The 16,667-nt window shown below is 64.0% G+C and carries 15 protein-coding genes, 1 tRNA gene and 2 pseudogenes; 6 read left to right on the forward strand and 12 right to left on the reverse strand.

Annotated elements, in window-relative coordinates; genetic code table 11:
* Nucleotides 1-45 precede the first annotated feature (45 nt).
* The 3 genes from CXX84_RS11695 (at nucleotide 46) to CXX84_RS11705 (ending at nucleotide 2,071) form a co-directional block, all read left to right on the forward strand.
* Nucleotides 46-678, forward strand: coding sequence for a bacterial proteasome activator family protein (locus CXX84_RS11695; protein ID WP_102976864.1), 633 nt, complete (start codon nucleotides 46-48; stop codon nucleotides 676-678).
* Nucleotides 679-685: 7 nt separating this feature from the next.
* Nucleotides 686-1,162 (forward strand): hypothetical protein, encoded by a 477-nt coding sequence (locus CXX84_RS11700; protein ID WP_102976865.1) that lies wholly within the window; start codon nucleotides 686-688, stop codon nucleotides 1,160-1,162.
* 63 nt (nucleotides 1,163-1,225) lie between these two features.
* Nucleotides 1,226-2,071, forward strand: coding sequence for an aldo/keto reductase (locus CXX84_RS11705; RefSeq protein WP_102976866.1), 846 nt, complete (start codon nucleotides 1,226-1,228; stop codon nucleotides 2,069-2,071).
* A gap of 105 nt (nucleotides 2,072-2,176) precedes the next feature.
* On the opposite strand, the gene CXX84_RS11710 is transcribed toward CXX84_RS11705, so the two are convergent.
* From CXX84_RS11710 to tmk, 11 genes and pseudogenes are all read right to left on the reverse strand, one after another.
* On the reverse strand, nucleotides 2,177-2,362 hold the full coding sequence (locus tag CXX84_RS11710) for a hypothetical protein (protein WP_102976867.1): 186 nt from the start codon (nucleotides 2,360-2,362) through the stop codon (nucleotides 2,177-2,179).
* A 38-nt stretch (nucleotides 2,363-2,400) separates the two neighbouring features.
* Nucleotides 2,401-3,369, reverse strand: a complete 969-nt coding sequence (locus tag CXX84_RS11715) for a hypothetical protein (protein ID WP_102976868.1) — start codon at nucleotides 3,367-3,369, stop codon at nucleotides 2,401-2,403.
* A 100-nt stretch (nucleotides 3,370-3,469) separates the two neighbouring features.
* Nucleotides 3,470-4,375, reverse strand: coding sequence for a DNA/RNA non-specific endonuclease (locus CXX84_RS11720; RefSeq protein WP_102976869.1), 906 nt, complete (start codon nucleotides 4,373-4,375; stop codon nucleotides 3,470-3,472).
* Between the two features lie 359 nt (nucleotides 4,376-4,734).
* Nucleotides 4,735-5,507, reverse strand: a pseudogene (istB, locus tag CXX84_RS11725) (IS21-like element helper ATPase IstB).
* Nucleotides 5,507-6,713: pseudogene (gene istA / locus CXX84_RS11730) on the reverse strand (IS21 family transposase). The pseudogenes istB and istA overlap by 1 nt, the downstream one beginning before the upstream one ends.
* Nucleotides 6,714-6,755: 42 nt before the next feature.
* On the reverse strand, nucleotides 6,756-8,075 hold the full coding sequence (locus CXX84_RS11735; RefSeq protein WP_102976870.1) for a cutinase family protein: 1,320 nt from the start codon (nucleotides 8,073-8,075) through the stop codon (nucleotides 6,756-6,758).
* Nucleotides 8,076-8,488: 413 nt separating this feature from the next.
* Nucleotides 8,489-8,941, reverse strand: a complete 453-nt coding sequence (locus CXX84_RS11740; protein WP_146031875.1) for a hypothetical protein — start codon at nucleotides 8,939-8,941, stop codon at nucleotides 8,489-8,491.
* Nucleotides 8,942-9,584: 643 nt separating this feature from the next.
* Nucleotides 9,585-9,657: transfer RNA gene (locus CXX84_RS11745), tRNA-Thr, on the reverse strand.
* 104 nt (nucleotides 9,658-9,761) lie between these two features.
* Nucleotides 9,762-11,327 (reverse strand): alpha/beta hydrolase, encoded by a 1,566-nt coding sequence (locus CXX84_RS11750; protein WP_102976872.1) that lies wholly within the window; start codon nucleotides 11,325-11,327, stop codon nucleotides 9,762-9,764.
* 17 nt (nucleotides 11,328-11,344) lie between these two features.
* A complete protein-coding gene (locus tag CXX84_RS11755) occupies nucleotides 11,345-12,487 on the reverse strand; it encodes a DNA polymerase III subunit delta' (protein WP_102976873.1) in 1,143 nt (380 codons plus the stop codon).
* Entirely contained in the window at nucleotides 12,484-13,176 is a 693-nt protein-coding gene (tmk, locus tag CXX84_RS11760) for a dTMP kinase (RefSeq protein WP_102976874.1), read from the reverse strand. The genes CXX84_RS11755 and tmk overlap by 4 nt, the downstream gene beginning before the upstream one ends.
* A 115-nt stretch (nucleotides 13,177-13,291) precedes the next feature.
* Between tmk and CXX84_RS11765 the strand changes: the two genes are divergently transcribed.
* Both CXX84_RS11765 and CXX84_RS11770 read left to right on the forward strand, forming a co-directional pair.
* Nucleotides 13,292-14,482, forward strand: a complete 1,191-nt coding sequence (locus tag CXX84_RS11765) for a trans-sulfuration enzyme family protein (protein ID WP_102976922.1) — start codon at nucleotides 13,292-13,294, stop codon at nucleotides 14,480-14,482.
* Between the two features lie 9 nt (nucleotides 14,483-14,491).
* On the forward strand, nucleotides 14,492-14,845 hold the full coding sequence (locus tag CXX84_RS11770) for a DUF2516 family protein (RefSeq protein WP_102976875.1): 354 nt from the start codon (nucleotides 14,492-14,494) through the stop codon (nucleotides 14,843-14,845).
* Between the two features lie 25 nt (nucleotides 14,846-14,870).
* Here the strand turns inward: CXX84_RS11770 and CXX84_RS11775 are convergent, their stop codons facing one another.
* Nucleotides 14,871-15,722 carry a class I SAM-dependent methyltransferase gene (locus tag CXX84_RS11775; RefSeq protein ID WP_189337570.1) on the reverse strand — a complete coding sequence of 284 codons (852 nt, stop codon included), beginning with the start codon at nucleotides 15,720-15,722 and terminating at the stop codon, nucleotides 14,871-14,873.
* Nucleotides 15,723-15,883: 161 nt separating this feature from the next.
* On the opposite strand from CXX84_RS11775, the gene CXX84_RS11780 reads away from it, so the two are divergent.
* Nucleotides 15,884-16,630, forward strand: a complete 747-nt coding sequence (locus CXX84_RS11780; protein ID WP_102976876.1) for a phosphoglyceromutase — start codon at nucleotides 15,884-15,886, stop codon at nucleotides 16,628-16,630.
* Nucleotides 16,631-16,667: the final 37 nt, after the last annotated feature.

The raw sequence follows: 16,667 nt of genomic DNA on the forward strand, positions 1-16,667 counted from the left end.
TGTTCCAAGGGGTGCCTTGTGGATCGCTCATGAGAGTATGAACGCATGAGCGATCCACAAGACACTCAGTCAGCTGAGGACCTCCCGGTAGAGGGCACCCCGATCGATGACCGGCAGCCGCCTTTGCCTGCCCAGCCAGGGCCGGCCGAAGGCAGCAAGCCCAAGGGAAGCAGCCTTCAGGACCTGGTCGATGAACCGGCCAAGGTCATGCGGATCGGAACCATGATCAGGCAGCTTCTGGAGGAAGTGAAGTCCGCACCCTTGGATGACGCTGCCCGCGGCAGGCTGGCGGAGATTCACGAGCGCTCCATCAAGGAGCTGGAGGACGGGCTGGCTCCTGAACTGGTGGAGGAACTGGACCGGATCAGCCTTCCCTTCTCTGACGCGGCCACTCCTTCCGACGCTGAATTGCGTATTGCCCAGGCCCAGCTCGTGGGGTGGCTCGAGGGGTTGTTCCACGGCATCCAGACGGCCATTGCTGCCCAGCACGCTGCACGTGAGAATGCAGCGGCGCAGATGCAGCTCCGCCAGCTTCCGCCCGGGACAATGATCGCCCCCGGCGTGGTCATCGGGGAAAACGGGGAGCCGCAGAGGGCCGCCGCCGGTTCCCGGTCCGGGAACTCCGCAAGGCCCGGCCAGCGGGACGAACCGGACCACGGTCCCGGACAATACCTGTAGGTTCCGCTTGGGCTTTTTCAGCGCCGCCCGTCAGGGGCGCAAGGACGACGCGGAACTGGGCCAGGGCCTCTGGCGCAGGGCGCACGACCGTTTCCAGCGCGGACTGGACCGCTTCCACCAGGTCCTCGAGGGAGTGGAGGACGACCAGCTGTACGGCGAACTGCTGGAGATCGCCAACGAACTGGCAGCCCTCCTGGAAAGGGTCCGGCTGGTGTGCATGGAAGCCCAGCGGCGCTCCCCCAACGAGGGGCTTGATATTCCGGTTGCTCTGGCCGGCGTTCACCGTGCCCTGTCCAAAGCCGGCAATTCGCTTGCCACCACGGCCGAGGCCGCGGCCATGCTCCGGCTCGCCGTCGGGCCGGTCCCGGTGGGTGCGGCCTCCGTCCACCGGCGCGCCGAGTCTGTCTTCCAGCAGGTGGCCGACGCCGAGCGACACCTGAGCGAGGAGGGCTCAGGCCCGCAGCAGGTGGATATTCCCGGTTAAGCGCCTGGCTTACTTCCGCCTGACAGCCACCGTAACGGCCGGCTGGTTTGGCAGGATAGTCCAATGACTCTTTCACCTACACTGACGTTCAATGACGGAAACACGATTCCCCAGCTGGGCTATGGTGTCTGGCAGGTTGAGGACGACGTGGCCGAGAAGGTGGTCCGCCAGGCGTTTGAGGCGGGCTTCCGCCACATCGACACCGCCAGGATCTATGGCAACGAAGCGGGAGTGGGGCGGGCAATCGCCAGTTCCGGACTTTCCCCGGAGCAGCTGTTCATCACCACCAAGCTGTGGAACTCAGACCAGGGGTTTGAGTCCACACTGGCTGCCTTCGAGGCGTCCATGGACCGGCTTGGTCTCGAAACGCTGGACCTGTACCTGATCCACTGGATGCAGCCCCGGCAGGACAAGTACGTTGACACGTGGAAGGCACTGATCGAGCTCCAGAAGCGAGGCCGGGTCAAATCCATTGGTGTTTCAAACTTCACCGCCGAGGGCCTGCAGCGGCTCATCGATGAAACGGGAGTGGTTCCGGCCATTCACCAGATCGAGCTGCACCCGTACTTCAGCCAGCGTGAACTCCGCGAGTTTGGCACTTCGAAGGGGATCCTGACCCAGGCATGGTCGCCGCTGGGCCAGGGCGGCGAGCTGCTTGAGGATGCAACCGTGGCATCGATTGCAGCCAGGCACAATGCCACGCCTGCGCAGGTAGTGATCGCCTGGCACCTCGCCATTGGCAACGTTGTGATCCCGAAGTCCGTCACCGAGTCCCGGATCCGGGAAAACTACGCGGCGCTGGACGTTTCCCTTAACCCGGAGGACATCGAGGCCATCAACGCGCTGGACCGCTCTGCCGACGGTGAAGGCCGCATCGGTCCTGACCCGGCCGTTTCTGACTTCGCTTAACCAGTTCCACGAGGCGTAGCAGCCCTGCAGCCCGCCTTGCCTGTTCCGAACAGGCAAGGCGGGCTGCGTTAAGCAGCGCGCCGCCGGCTTCAAACGGGCAGGCAATCAGGCTGCGGTGCGGACCTGCTCGACTGCCACCGGGTCGATGACAGCCCAGCCGTCTTCCTCGGCGCAGTGCCGGCTGGCGAAGCGTTCAGCTTCCGCAAGGGAGTCAAAGACCTCTGCCCGGGCGCGGCCGCAGTCGGCATCAAAGTACGTGACGTGAAATTCCTGAACCAGTTGGTTTTCCATATTTCCAGTCTGCAACCGGGGTCTGACAATTACCGGGATCAAGTCCGCGTGTTGCCGAGCCGAAGGACGCGTTCCTGCGCAAGCATGGCTGTCCGTTCCGCTTTGTCCGCTGCACGCATGGCCTGCTTTGCCTCCGCAGTGGTGGCCGCCAGCAGTTTCCGCGAACGTTCCACCTGCTCCTCGGTGCTCTTCAGGCGGGCACGGAGCTCTCTTGCCTCCTCTACAAGTTCGGCGATCTCGGTACGGGTTTCGTCCGCCTGGTCCTGGAGCTCCTGCGCAGCCCGTGCCGCCTCGGCTTCTGCTGCCTGGGCTTCGGCAAGGGCCGCCTTGGCCTTGTCCAACGCAGGGGGTGACGCAGTCCGCGGAGTCTGCCGGACTGCCTGGAGCCGCGGTTTGTCCGGCCTGCGCTCCTGCGGCATGTCCGCCGTCGTCCGCGTCTTCTTCCCCGCGGGAGCTGCGGGCCCCGCAGGTGGAGCTGCGGCGGCGGAGGGCAAAACCGAGGGAACGGCCACAACGCCGTCAAGGTCAACGGAGTTCACGCCGTCGGCAGACAAGGTCTTCAGGAGTCGACCGCTCCGTACGGCCGCGGCTGCTCCTTCGTCTGCAGTCAGGGCGCGGAGGGTATCCTCGACGTCTCCCGCCATGGCGTCGCTGATGGCCCTGCCCTGCTTTTCCGCAACGGACCGGGCCGTGTCGACGGCGGCGGAGAGCATGGTGCGGCGCTCACGCCCCAGCTCACGAAGCGTTGCGGCGTCCAGCGACGCCTGTGCCTCGCGCATCCGGCCGCCCAGCTCCATCAGTTGGGCAAGGACTTCCGGTTGGTGCAGGGCCAGCATATTGACCGCCCAAGCGGCAACCGAGGGCTTTGGCAGCGAACGGACCGCGGCAGCCAATTCCTTGTCCGTGCCGGCAGCATTTTTCGCTGCGCTGGCCCGGGCTGCCACAAAGTCTTCCATGGGCCCGGCGTACAGCTCGTCTGCAATCGCTGCCAGGGCCTCGTCTTCCATGCACGCCATCATAGGTCCCGGCGTCGGGTCCGGGCGGTTACACCCTGCCGGCCGTGCGGGCTGTGCCGGAGGTGTATCGAAGGATTTGCGGACCTGGCACCTACCCACGTTCCCTGCGGAAGTCCAGCACCAGGTCCTCCGGTGCCTCGAGCCGACGCCACCCGGAGGTTAGGCCATGGGAAGGCAGGGCCGCGGCCGCCGGCATCCTGTCGACGGCTGCAAGACGGCCGAGATCCAGGCCGGTGAGGCCGGCAATGTCCCGAACCGGGGCCTGGAAGGTGCGGAAAGGGCCAAGCGGGGGTGCCTCATCCATAGCTCCCGGCAACGGGACATCGGGCAGTTCGCGCAGTTGAGGCGTTTGGTCCACTACATATCCGGTGGAAGAGAGCTCTCCGTCGTGGAGGAATACCGCCACTTTAAAGAAAAGGAGCGGAATGTCTACCCCGCGGTACACGGGGTCGGAAATGCCGAAAATGGGGCCAGTGAACACCACAAGACGTCGGTCATAGTTGGCGGCATGGTCCAGGAGGTAGGACTCCAGCCCAAGCCACAGGTCAAGGCCCTGGTTAAACTTTGCCGCTTGCGGGGCCGCGTTGGTGTAGTGGAAGGTGTCGTCGTTGGCCTGGGCTGCCTCCTGGCGGGTGTCTCCCCACACAGCAGAGGCCCTGCGGACCAGGTGGCCCCGGTCAATATCGTTCCGGGCGTACACGCGTGCTCCGGTCTGCTGGTCTTCGCCGAGCCTCGGATCGAGCCGCCATTCGATTCCGGAACGACTCACGTCCATGATCTTTTTTCCGTCTATTCCCACGGCGGTGATGGCCGCAAGACGTTTATCCAGCCGCATGAGCACCGAAAAGTGTGTGTACGGGAGCAGAACTGTCTCGACCCCTGCCAGTGTCGGAACCGCCACGGTGACGCCCAGGAAGTTGACGTCGAAACCGGAACGCTTGGACAGGTCGCCCACGGAGGCGGATGGGAACCCGGGTACCAGCGTAAATTCATCCATGGGTCGGACCCTAGCACCGCGGACTGACACGCATGTCGTGCACAGCCCAGACTTTGGTGAGGGTGGGCGCTTCTTGAGTTCACACCAGGGGTGGCAGCCATGGCCCGACTCCGGATCGGTCACATTTGGCGTGCAGGACGAGGAGGCGCCGTTCCGTCTACGCTGGGTCGACCACGTGTCCGTCACGTGACCTGGGAGCAGCGGGCAGGGTCGTAATGAGCTGGGTTAACACCACCTGCGACCGAAGGATGCCACATGCTTGAGCCGGACAACTCCTCTTTAGGCTGCGTCCAATGTGTCAGCGACGGTCGAAAACTGAGCCATTTCGTGGGTTGAAAAGTGAGCCACGTTGATGTTGGTTATTCTGCCGTATTTTCCGGTCTTGTCGAGGGCAGCGATTCCGTCTGTGTATGTTTGAGTCGGTAGCTGGAGCCTTTGAGGGTGACGACTTCGGCGTGGTGGACGATGCGGTCGATCATGGCGGAGGCGACGACCTGGTCGCCGAACACGTCTCCCCAGCGGGCGAATGGCAGGTTCGAGGTCAGGATCAGCGAGGCGTGCTCGTAGCGTGAGGAGACGAGCTGGAAGAACAGGTTCGCGGCATCCTGTTCGAATGGAATGTAGCCGACTTCATCGACGATGATCAGCCCATAGCGGCGCAGCCTGACCAGTTCCTGCGGCAGCCGCGCACTCTGATGCGCAGCCTGAAGTCGGGCGACCCAGTCGATGGCAGTCGCGAACAGGACCCGGTGTCCCAGCTGGGTGGCCCGCAGCCCCAGCCCGGTCGCGAGATGGGTTTTCCCGGTTCCGAGCAGGACGATGTTGGAGGCTTCGGTGAGGAACGCACCGGTGGCCAGGTGCGCGATGGTGTCGCGTTTGAGGCCGGGCTGATGGTGAAGTCCTCGAGGGATTTGCGGGCAGGGAACCCGGCAGCCCGGGCACGCATCTCGGCTCCGGAGGCTTCTCTGGCGGCGACTTCCCGGGACAGGACCGCGGCGAGGTATTCCTCATGGGTCCAGCTGGCCTCGCGGGCCTGATCCGCGAGCCTGGCTGCCGCTTCCCGGATCCGTGGCGCCTTCATCGCCCGGGAGTAGTACTCGATCTGCCCAGCAATTTCCTTCGCTTCAGCCATCACGCGACCTGCCCATCATCGAGCACGACACCGAACGCCCGGTCGTAGTCAGCCAGGTCCCGCAGCCCCGCCGTATCCGTTGGAGGTGCAGGGTTTTGGAAGGCTTTCCGCATCGTCCGGGCAGCCTCGACGTGGTCCGAATCAGTGACCGTCAGGCCGACGCCCCAGGACCGGGGATGGCATCCGACGCAGCGGCCGTCCAGGCTGATGGTGACCGTTTCCAGGTCCGCCGTGACGTCGACGAACCTGCCGATCGCCTGCGGGTGCACGGAGTAGTCGTTGGATCCCATCCGGACGTAGTAGTCCCGCGGGAGCCTGACCCTGGTCGCGAATCCGGTCACGGGCGGAACCGGCGGCAGCCCCAGCATCGCCGCTTTGTCCTGTCGGATCAGCTCCGCAGGCCGGGCACCGGTCCGTCGGACCATCCGGTTGTTCGCCTTGGGCAGCCACTGGCTGAGCTGGGCGTTGAAAATCCTCCGGTGAGGCGAAGGTCCGGCCGGGCAGGAACGAGGTTTCCAGGAACTGGTTGGCCCGCTCCACCACGCCCTTGCTCTCCGGATCGTAGGGGACCTGCACGATCCTGGTCGCGAGGACCCCGGCGAACGCCGCAACGCCGGCGGCGTAACTGTTCCGCCGCCCGATGCCGGTTTCGTTGTCCCAGATCAGCCGCCGAGGCACCGCGCCCAGGGATCCGATCAGCTCCCACATCCCGGCCAGCAAATCCCCGGTCATCCGCGACGGGATCATCCGGGCCATGATGAACCGTGAGTGCGAGGACACCATCACCAGCACCGGCAGAACCCTTGGCTTCTCGGACCCGACCGGTATCCGCACCTCCGGGAACCACAAATCGCACTGCGCCTGATCGCCCGGTTCGTAACTGATCCGGTCCGCGGGATCCGCTGGAGCAAACTCCGGCCGAATCCTGGCCACGTTCTCCCGGAACCACGCCGGAGACCCGGACCAGCCCACACGCTCCGCCAGCACCGTCGCTGGCATCCGCGGATTCTCCCTCAGCAGCGCACGGATGGCCGGTTCCACCGTCTTGATCCCGGAGTCCTGCGGCGCACGCACATAAGTCGGCGGACCGTCGGCGCTGACCGCTTTCGCAACGGTGTTCCGGGAAATACCCAGCCGCGCCGCTATCGACCTCATCGACTCACCCTCGGCAAGATGCAACCGCCGAATAAGCGCCCAATCCTCCACTGTGATCACCCACCCAATCGTTTGGAACGGGTGGCTCAGTTTTCAACCGTCACTATGGCTCAGTTTTCGACCATCACCGACACAATGACGGTGCCAGACGGAGTCGTGAAGCGCAGAAGAAAGCGGAACCGGATTCGTCATCAACGTTTTGCCGTCGGCGAGCACGTCCGCTTTGCTGATGGGACATTGGCAGGGACCGGGGTAGTGGATGCCGTCACGGCCGACTTCTCGATTATCTGGATCTGGGCTGACGGTGGCAGCGGCCGCCGGATGTTCCTTCAGGGCATGGGCGCCATCGTGGAACCCCTCCAGGAAAACGATGAAGGAAGGACACCAAATGTGCGTTAACCAGCGAAAAACCCCGGAAACCCCTGGGTAGACGTTGACGGGATCTGTCAGGACGACGGCGGCCTTGGTCGCACCGTTCCTCCACTCCAGTCCGTTGAAGGCAGTCATCAGGGCGTGGAGTGCGGCCTCCGGGCGGTCCCCTCCACCGGACGCGTAAATCGTAGAGAGCTGAGTAGAGAACTCCTGGGTGTCTTCCTGGAACCCACTGAGGATCCGGGCTGAGAACTGCTCTCCCGCGTCCTTGTATTCGATCAGGGCGACGCGGCCCCGGTTTGCCTTGATTGTGTCGGCCATTTCAGCGGCGAAGGCCTTGGTCGCGTCAATCCGTCCCCACATCGATCCCGTCGAGTCGATGAGGAAGACCACGTCCAGGCCTGTGGCTCCTGAAGCCGGCAGGGTGACGCTGTCGTTGACCTGCCCCGCGGGCAGAAGCGGCTTGAGCCGCTTTGCGATCCCGGCTGCAGCCTTATCGATGCTCTGACTGTCGCCCCAGTAGTTCATGTGGCCGTTGTTGTCCCAGAACACGCGGCTGGAACCGCAGACGAAGTCCTTCGGGGCGCAGGAAAGACCCGTAGCTGAGGTGAAGCCATGTGGAAGATACGGGATTCGAGAGCCGAGGGAGCCTTGGAAGACCTCACAGTTCGGAACGTCGAAGCGCCACTCAGAGTCTGACGTCTTATCAAGGCAGGCAACTGGGGCTGCGCCGGGCAGGTAGTTGGTGCCTTCCGGGAGAAAGAGTTTGGGGTCGCCAAAAAGCGCTTGGTAGACGACGCAGCCGCGTAGGCTGTTGCTGAGCTTTTCGTTGTATGCCTCGCCCACGACCTGGGCGCCCTGGGAGTACCCGCCGAGCACGAAGTGGGCGTCCGGGCGGGCGGCGGCGCGCTTGGTCAGGTAGGCATTCTGCTCGTCAACACCTTCGTTGACGCTGTCGCCGTAGGTGGACCCGCCGCCGGTAGCCCCCGCCCCGATGGTGTTCCGGATGGACTCCCAGCCCCGATCCGTTCCGACCGGCACCGCAGGATAGGAGAACCCGTCGACGCCCCCTTGCCGAGTTCGTACTCGTGAAGGGTCTCCGGGCTAGAAAGCCGAGCACGGATTTGGGATACGAAGCGATCTTCTTCATTGTTGTTCAGGCCTTGTCCCGAACCCCTCGCGAAGACGCTTTCTACAGGAGCACATGCCTCGGCCACGGGGTCAGCTGCGGCCGCTGGCGGAATCGTTACGGTCAAGGCAGCCAGTGCAGTGGCCAGGCATAGAGCGGTTGATTGGAAAGGAGTTTTTAAGCGCACAGAATTACCCCCACTGTTTCTGAACGGAATCGCCGCCTTGTTCTGCGGCTCAAAACTGCGGATGCGGCTTGAATGTCCTCAGGCCACCTGCCTGTTTATCCGGTCGCCAGAGAAATTACCCTCAAGATTTTTAAAGGTTTAGTCCACCACTGGGCGGACGATCATCGTGACGATCTGGGATTCGTTCAGGCCAGGGCTCGCTGCGTTGAGCATGTAGCTGTATTCCCCATCCGTGCCGGAGAATCTGCAAATGGTGATGGAGCCGCTTACATTCGCGGGCCGCTGGCAAGGAGCGTCGGTCTTCATCTCGAAGCCGACTCCCGACACTACAGCTGTGACGTCGCTTGTGGTCAACTGTTTCCCTGCATCCCATTGCCGGGAAAGGCTGGGGCAAGGATTAGTGCTCATGCACAGAAAACGCTCGGAGCGCACGATTTCGTCAGTCAGCTGCCAGTCCGGCGGGATGGCGAAGCGTCCGGCGCGGGCAAGCATATCCGCCGTTACCTTTTCCTCTGCAGACTGGACGAGGAAGAACGCGATCGCACCGAGGACAAAGACCGCTGCCAGGACAATTCCGACAATACGTTTCACCGGTTCCCCCAAACCCATCAGTGCCTGCATAGATCCCGGTCAACCGCCGTCAGCGCTGAACGCATCCTACCTGCATCCATGCGCCGTGTCAGCGCCTGCGACGAACGTCAGGTACTGGGTTCTTTCCTGGTGCTGGCAGAGGTCGCAGCCTGACCCTGACCAGTCCGAAGGGTCTGGTGGAGAACTTATATTGTGGCCTGACATCCAACGACGTTCCGTCGTGCGTCAAGACCCATCAGTCATCTAGCCGGCAGGGACTGAAGCGACACCCCGCGGCTGCCACCGGCAAGCGCCTGATTTTTCTCTTCAAGAAGCGAGACCGATAGACGCTTCCCGTTGCCGTTGTGACCTCGAATCACCCGTGGTCATTGCCGGTGATTCGTTGTCCTATGCCTGGACCTTATCCGCATGCTCCGTCAATGGCTTGACGGATAACAGCTGATGCTCCGATCAAAATGCGAAGGCGAGCCACGGCAGGGGGGCGATCTGAAGCGGGACTGGAATCTCATCACCCAAGCAAGCGCTGTGGAAGGAGCGACAAAGTGTGCCATAAGTGTGCCCTGCCCCGAGAAAGACTTCATCGCTTAACCAGCGAAAAACCCCCTAAAGCCCTAAAACTAGGGGCAATAGGGGGTTTATCCCGAGCTTCCTATCAGAATCGAACTGATGACCTTTTCATTACGAGTGAAACGCTCTACCGACTGAGCTAAGGAAGCACCGCATGAACGTCCAGGCGAACCGGGCTCTTCATGCAAGATTCAACTGTAATAGAGTCCCTGCGCCCGGGTCAAAATGGCTTGTCCGGTGGAGACTGAGGCCTTCAGCACACGGTGTTGTCGGCGGGAACCTGGCCGCTCACCAGATACTCGTCCACTGCGTCTTCGATGCAGCTGTTCGACCGGCCGTAAGCTGTGTGGCCTTCACCTTCCCAGGTCATAAGTGCAGCGTTTCCCAACTGCTTGCGCAATGATGCCGCCCATTCCACGGGCGTGGCCGGGTCACCCGTGGTGCCGATGACGACAATGGGGGATTCGCCCCCGTATTCCACCGGCGAGGGCGTGCGCACGTTCTCATACGGCCAGTCAATGCAGTTGGTGCCGCCATAGGCAAAGAAATATCCGAAGGTGGGGGAGTCCTGCATCAGGCGCTGCTGCTCCGCGCGCATCCCGGCGGTGTCGGACACCATGGGGTAGTCAAGGCAGTTGATGGCGTTGAACGCGAACGTCGAGTTGGACGTGTATGTTCCGTTGGAGGAGCGGTCCGCGCCCAGGTCTGCGAGCCGCAGCATAAGGCTGACATCCCCCGTCATCGCGGCTTCCAGGGCCTGCGTCAATGCGGGCCAGCTTTGGTCGTTGTACAGCGGCGTGATCAGGCCGCTCACGAACATGGTGGCATTGACCACGCGTCCGTCCTTTGCCGTGCGCGGGGTCTGCTGGACTGCGGCGATCACGTCGCGGATCTGTTGGACACCCGAATCCACGTCCCCGCTCAGAGGGCACCCGTCCTGCGCCTGGCACCTGGCAACATAGGCCCTGATTGCCTTCTCGAAGGCGCGGGCCTGGCCGCTGGTGAGTTCTTCATTGCTGATGGCGGGGTCCAGGGCGCCGTCCAGCACCATCCGCCCCACATTGTCAGGAAACAACGAAGCATAGGTGGAGCCCAGGAACGTGCCGTACGAGTAGCCGAGGTAGTTGAGCTTTGCGTCATTGACCACGGCCCGAAGAACGTCCAGGTCCTTGGCGGAACTGACAGTGTCGATATGTCCCAGCACCGGCCCGGTCTGCTCGTCGCACTTGGCAGCAATTGCCTTGTTGTCGGCAAGGGCCGCGGCCAGGCCGGCATCCGTTTCGAGGTCGTAGATCTTGGCCCTGGCGGCGTCCCGCTCAGCGTCAGTCATGCAGGTTACCGGCGCGGAGCGCTTCACGCCCCGGGGGTCGAAGCCCACAACGTCATACCCGTCACGCACAGCCTGGGAGAAATGCGTTCCGGCCGCATCCTTAACGAAGTCATACCCGGAAGCACCAGGACCACCGGGGTTGACCAGCAGGCTGCCTGTTTTCTTTCCTGTGCTTGAAGCCCTCAGGACGGCAAGCTGGATCGTCTCGCCGTCCGGAGTGTCATAGTCCATAGGCACCGTCACTTTGGCGCACTGAAACTCACCCTCACAGGGCTCCCACACGACTTCCTGGGAGTAGAAATCCTCAAGTCCTGCCGGGGCAGATGCAACGATCGACGGATCGGCCTTGGCGGTTGCGGGATCCTGACTTCGGTCATCGCCGCTTATAAGGCTGCAGGATGCCAGAACCATGGCCAGGGCCATGGCCCCCAAGGCACGGAGGCCCATCGCCGCGGCTGGCGGACGTACAGGCAGGGAGCGGGCAGTCATCGGGTCTCCTTGAAGGACTAGATCAGGCTGGCTGCCATGGACTCAATGGTCAACAGCGGTGCAACGTTGGTGGTAGTGATGCGTTCGCGGGCCTTGTTGATGGCATCCATCCTGGCAAGGGTTGCTTCCGGAGTGGAGCGGCCGGCGAACTCCTCCAATTCGCTCCTGAGCTCAACGTTCACCAGTTCCACGGCATTCCCAAGCTGAATAATCAGTACGTCCCGGTAAAAAGAGAGGAGATCCGTCAGTGTCCGGTCCAGGGAATCGGTAACGGACCGCTTCGCCCGGCGCTTCTGGTCCTCCTCGAGCTGCTTTACCTGGCTGCGCATAGCCGGCGGAAGAGTCCCGGATTCGGGGGCACCCAGCGTTGCGAGCAGGGCGGCCTTCTCCGCGGCGTCCCGTTCTTCGTTGGAACTGTTGGCCTCCGCGGTGGCGATTTTGACGAGCTTGTCTGCCATCATCACTGCAGCTGTAACGCCGCGCAGGCCGAGCGGAAACCGCACCGTTTCGAGCCGGCGTTCCCTGGCTGCAGGGTCCCTGGCCAGCCGCCGGGCGACGCCCACATGGCTTTGCGCCGCCCTGGCCGCCGCCTCTGCGAGAGCCGGATCGACGCCGTCGCGCTTTACCAGCAGGGCAGCCACGTCAGCGGCCGGCGGAAGCCTCAGCCCGACGCTCCGGCAGCGCGAACGGATGGTCACCAGGACGTCGGCCGGGGACGGAGCACACAGCATCCACACGGTCCGGGGAGTTGGTTCCTCGATGGCTTTGAGGAGAACGTTGGTGGTGCGCTCCGCCATGCGGTCCGCATCCTCCACCACGATGATGCGCCATCGCCCGGAAGAGGGCCTGTTTCCCGCGGTGGCCACCAGTTCCCGGGCTTCGTCAATGGTGATGGTCACTTTCTCGGTCCGGATGAACGTGACGTCCGAATGCGTCTCACCCAGGATGGTCAGGCAGGCCGCGCAGTGCCCGCAGCCGCGAAGGCTGACATCGTCCTGGTCGCAGTTCAGGGCAGCTGCGAACGCCTTGGCGGCGTTGGAGCGCCCGGAGCCTGGCGGACCGGTAAAAAGCCATGCATGCGTCAGTCCCTCGCCGCTGGACGCCTGCCGCAATTGTTCGACGACGGCGGGTTGCCCTTGCAGGTCATCCCACACCGTCACAGCGGGTCACCATCGGGGTTGCCTGGAATGGCTCCTGCAGGGACTCCGTGGAGCGAAGCCAGGAGGCTGCAGACCCGGTCAAGAATCCGGGCGGACAGGTCAGCAACCGAATCATGCGCCGGCAGTACCAGGTAGGACTCCGGACGCCTGCCGGCCAATTCCAGGAACGCGTCGCGGATCCGGGAATGGAAGTCATCAGCTTCCGATTCCAGCCGGTCCTCCGCAGCGGCACCTGCCTTACGGCGCTGGCGGCCGACAGCAGGATCCACATCCAGCAGGACCGTGAGGTGGGGCTGCAGGCCGGAGGTGGCCCACTCGTTAAGCGACTTCACGGCGTCCTCGCCCAGCCCCCGCCCGGCGCCCTGGTAGGCGACCGAGGAGTCGATGTACCTGTCCGTGAGGACAATGTCGCCACGCTCGAGTGCCGGCCGGATGACCTGGCCGGCATGGGCGGCCCGGGACGCGGCAAAGATGAGCGCTTCTGTGTGGGCGTCGATGTGGCCATGGCCGTGGTCCAGAACCAGGGAACGCAACTTTTCACCGATGGGGGTCCCGCCCGGCTCACGTGTGCGCAGGACGGTATGGCCCCGGGCTTCAAGGGCCGCGGCAAGGCGGGCAGCCTGCGTTGACTTGCCGGCGCCGTCGCCGCCTTCAAACGCGATGAAAAGACCGGCCCGTTGTTTGCTCACCTATCAAGCCTACCGACCCCCGGTGACAAATCCGATTGGGCCTGTGGACGGAAAGCCCGTGCAACTGCCGGTAACAGCTTTCGGGTGCCTGCCTGGCGGACAGTACGCTTTCACCATGAGTCTTTCCGAACAGCAGGCGGCAGCCCTGTCAGCCCAAACGGTTGTGGTTGCGGCCGGGCGTCCCCCGCGGGAGAGGGACCAGCCTGTTAATCATCCTGTCGTCCTTTCCTCCACATACTTCGGTACCGGGGCGCTCGGCGACGGCGACCGCGGTTACGGACGGTACTCCAACCCCACCTGGGACCCTTTCGAAGAGGCCCTCGGCCAGCTCGAAGGCGCCGAGCTTCCGGGGCTTCTTTACGCCTCTGGCCTGGCCGCAGTCAGCTCCGCCCTGTCCCTCATCCCCGCCGGGGGAGTCCTGGTGATGCCCACGCACAGCTACTCCGGGTCGTTGGTGATGGCCTCAGAGCTGGCACAGAAGGAATTCGTCGAACTGCGCACCGTGGACATTGCCGACACTGACGCCGTCAGGTCCGCCCTGGCTCCGGACGGCCCTAATGCCCGGGCCGCTTCCATGCTGTGGCTGGAAAGTCCGACCAACCCGATGCTTGGGATCGCGGACGTTGCTGCGCTGACCGAGGCTGCGCACTCTGCCGGTGCCATCGTTGTTACTGACAACACCTTTTCCACGCCATTGGTGCAGCAGCCCCTGGCACTGGGGTCCGACGTCGTCCTGCACTCGGTGACCAAGTATCTGGCGGGCCATTCCGACGTCGTCCTGGGCGCCCTGGTCACGTCCAACGGGGACATCCGCTCGGCGCTGCTCCACAACCGGACCATCCACGGCGGGATTGCAGGACCGTTTGAGGCCTGGCTGGCGCTGCGCGGACTGCGGACCCTCGCGCTGCGCGTAGAACGGTCCCAGGCTTCCGCGATGGTCCTGGCCCAACGGCTCAAAGAGCACCCGGTGATTGAGTCGATCCGTTTCCCGGGGCTGCCCACGGACCCCGGGCATGAACGCGCAAAGGTGCAGATGAAGGGGTTTGGCTCCGTCATTTGCGTCCAGGTGGCGCCGGCCGCCGGGCTGAGCGGAGCAGACGCCGCAGACAAACTTGTCCGCTCACTCGAACTGTGGCTGCCTGCCACGTCGCTCGGCGGTGTCGAATCCCTCATCGAGCGCCGACGGCGGCACACCGCTGAGCCCGCCAGCGTTCCGGAGAACCTGGTGCGGCTCAGCGTGGGAATCGAAAACGTGGAGGACCTCTGGGCCGATTTGAAGCAGGCGCTGGACCCGCTGGACGGCTAGGCTTGGCTTGTGGACGGTGAACTGATTATTCGGCCTGTAGAGCAGGCAGTGTTCTTTATCCTTGCCCTGGTTGCGCTCGGGCTGGAGCTCTGGGCCGTGGTTGACTGTGCCCGGCACCGGGCCAATGCGTTTGAGGCCACCGGCAAAAGGACCAAGACGTTCTGGCTTGCACTGACTGGCGGCGCGGCCCTGATCGGTGTCATCTCGTTTTTCGGCAGCGGGGGCGGCTTCTTCGGCACGCTGGGCCTGTTTGGTCTCGCTGCCGTCGTCGCCGCGTCCGTTTACCTGGCAGACGTGCGGCCGGCAGTGAAGGACGCCGGGCGGGGCGGCAGCCGGAACACAGGTCCCTACGGCCCCTGGTGACTTAGCCGGCGGGCCGGTCGCGCCCTCAGGGCCGGTCGAGGGGCGCCACGGCGTCCCAGTCCACAGTGAGCTCACCGAGCCGCCACCTCGACGGCCCGTCCTGAACCGGCCAGCCGGCGTCGCGCAGGCTGCGGCACATGGCTTGCCAGCGCTGCCTCGTTCCAAAGGATGCCAGCGGCGCGCTCTCCAGCCAGGCCCGGTCCATGGCCTGCATCAGTGCGTGGACCGGTTCGCCGGGAACGTTGCGGTGGATCAACGCCTTGGGCAGTCTCTCAGCTACATCTGATGGCAGGTCGAAGCTGCCGAACCGGACGGACATGCTGAGGGACAGCGGCCGTTCACGGTCAAGGGCCACCCACGTGACCCGCCGTCCGATCTCGTCGCAAGTGCCGTCGATGAATAGGCCGTCAGCAGACAGACGGTCCTGCACCATCCGCCAAATGCCGGGGACGTCGGCTTCCTCGTACTGCCGCAGCACGTTGAAGGCACGAACCAGGACAGGCCGGCCCGGGACCGGGAGTTCGAAACCGCCGACCCGGAAGGCCAGCCCCGGACGTTCGAGCGGGGCGGCTGCGCTGACCCGTTCCGGTTCAATCTCGATCCCAACGACACGCACATCCTGGCGCACGGCGGACAGCCGTTCATAAAGTTCGACGGCAGTGGCAGGGGTAGCGCCATAGCCCAGGTCCACTACCAGCGGATCGGCCGCGTTGCGAAGCCGCGGGGCCTGCGGGCCGGTCAGCCAGCGGTCCACCCGCCGCATCCGGTTGGGATTGGTGGTGCCCCGGGTAACGTTGCCCACCGGTTTGCCAAGCCTGCCGGTGCCCGTCCTGCCGGAAATCTGCGGGGCACGTACCCGTTCAGCCTTTTGCACCACCGCCCAACCTTATCCTGCGGCCCGAGGGCACTGATGGCCCTCCATCGCTCCGGCAGGGACACTCAGTGACCCCGGCCGTGACCCCGGCCGGCATTTCGCAAGGCGCCCCGGGGCTTGTAACGCTGGGCGGGCGGCCGCAGCGCTCGGCTAGGATGAAAATCATGACTTACAAGCTGATTCTGCTGCGCCACGGCCACAGCGAATGGAACGCCAAGAACCTCTTTACGGGCTGGGTTGATGTTGACCTCAACGACCAGGGACGCAAGGAAGCAGCACGCGGCGGGGAACTCCTGGTTGAGAACAATGTTCTCCCGGATGTCCTCTACACCTCCCTGTTGAAGCGGGCCATCAACACCGCAAACATCTCCCTGGACAAGGCGGACCGCGGCTGGATCCCCGTGAAGCGCGACTGGCGCCTGAACGAACGCCACTACGGGGCGCTGCAGGGCAAGGACAAAGCACAGACCCTCGCCGAATATGGCGAGGAGCAGTTCATGGAGTGGCGCCGCTCCTACGACACCCCGCCGCCGCCGCTGGACGACAATTCGGAGTTCTCCCAGGCACACGATCCCCGCTACGCAGACCTTGGGGACGCCCTTCCGCGCACCGAATGCCTGAAGGACGTCCTGGTCCGCCTGCTCCCGTACTGGGAGTCGGACATCAAAGAAGACCTCAAGGCCGGCAAGACCGTCCTGGTCACGGCCCACGGTAACTCCCTGCGCGCCCTGGTCAAGCACCTGGACGGGATCAGCGATGAAGCCATCGCCGGCCTGAACATCCCCACCGGCATCCCCCTGGTGTACGACCTGGACGAGGATTTCCAGCCGATCAAGCCCGGCGGCACCTACCTTGACCCGGAAGCTGCAGAACAGGCCATCCTGGCTGTAGCCAACCAGGGCAAAAAGTAAGCCAGGAATAAAGACGGCGGGCCGGCCACCTGAGGTG

This window comes from Arthrobacter sp. AFG7.2, assembly GCF_002892835.1.
GTDB lineage: Bacteria > Actinomycetota > Actinomycetes > Actinomycetales > Micrococcaceae > Arthrobacter.

Bases quoted from the DNA above. Each gene is read 5' to 3' on its own strand.
- CXX84_RS11720 (WP_102976869.1), bottom strand. From the start codon at position 4,375: ATGGATGAATTTACGCTGGTACCCGGGTTCCCATCCGCCTCCGTGGGC.
- CXX84_RS11695 (WP_102976864.1), top strand. From the start codon at position 46: ATGAGCGATCCACAAGACACTCAGTCAGCTGAGGACCTCCCGGTAGAG.
- CXX84_RS11715 (WP_102976868.1), bottom strand. From the start codon at position 3,369: ATGGAAGACGAGGCCCTGGCAGCGATTGCAGACGAGCTGTACGCCGGG.
- CXX84_RS11780 (WP_102976876.1), top strand. From the start codon at position 15,884: ATGACTTACAAGCTGATTCTGCTGCGCCACGGCCACAGCGAATGGAAC.
- CXX84_RS11750 (WP_102976872.1), bottom strand. From the start codon at position 11,327: ATGACTGCCCGCTCCCTGCCTGTACGTCCGCCAGCCGCGGCGATGGGC.
- CXX84_RS11765 (WP_102976922.1), top strand. From the start codon at position 13,292: ATGAGTCTTTCCGAACAGCAGGCGGCAGCCCTGTCAGCCCAAACGGTT.
- CXX84_RS11710 (WP_102976867.1), bottom strand. From the start codon at position 2,362: ATGGAAAACCAACTGGTTCAGGAATTTCACGTCACGTACTTTGATGCC.
- CXX84_RS11705 (WP_102976866.1), top strand. From the start codon at position 1,226: ATGACTCTTTCACCTACACTGACGTTCAATGACGGAAACACGATTCCC.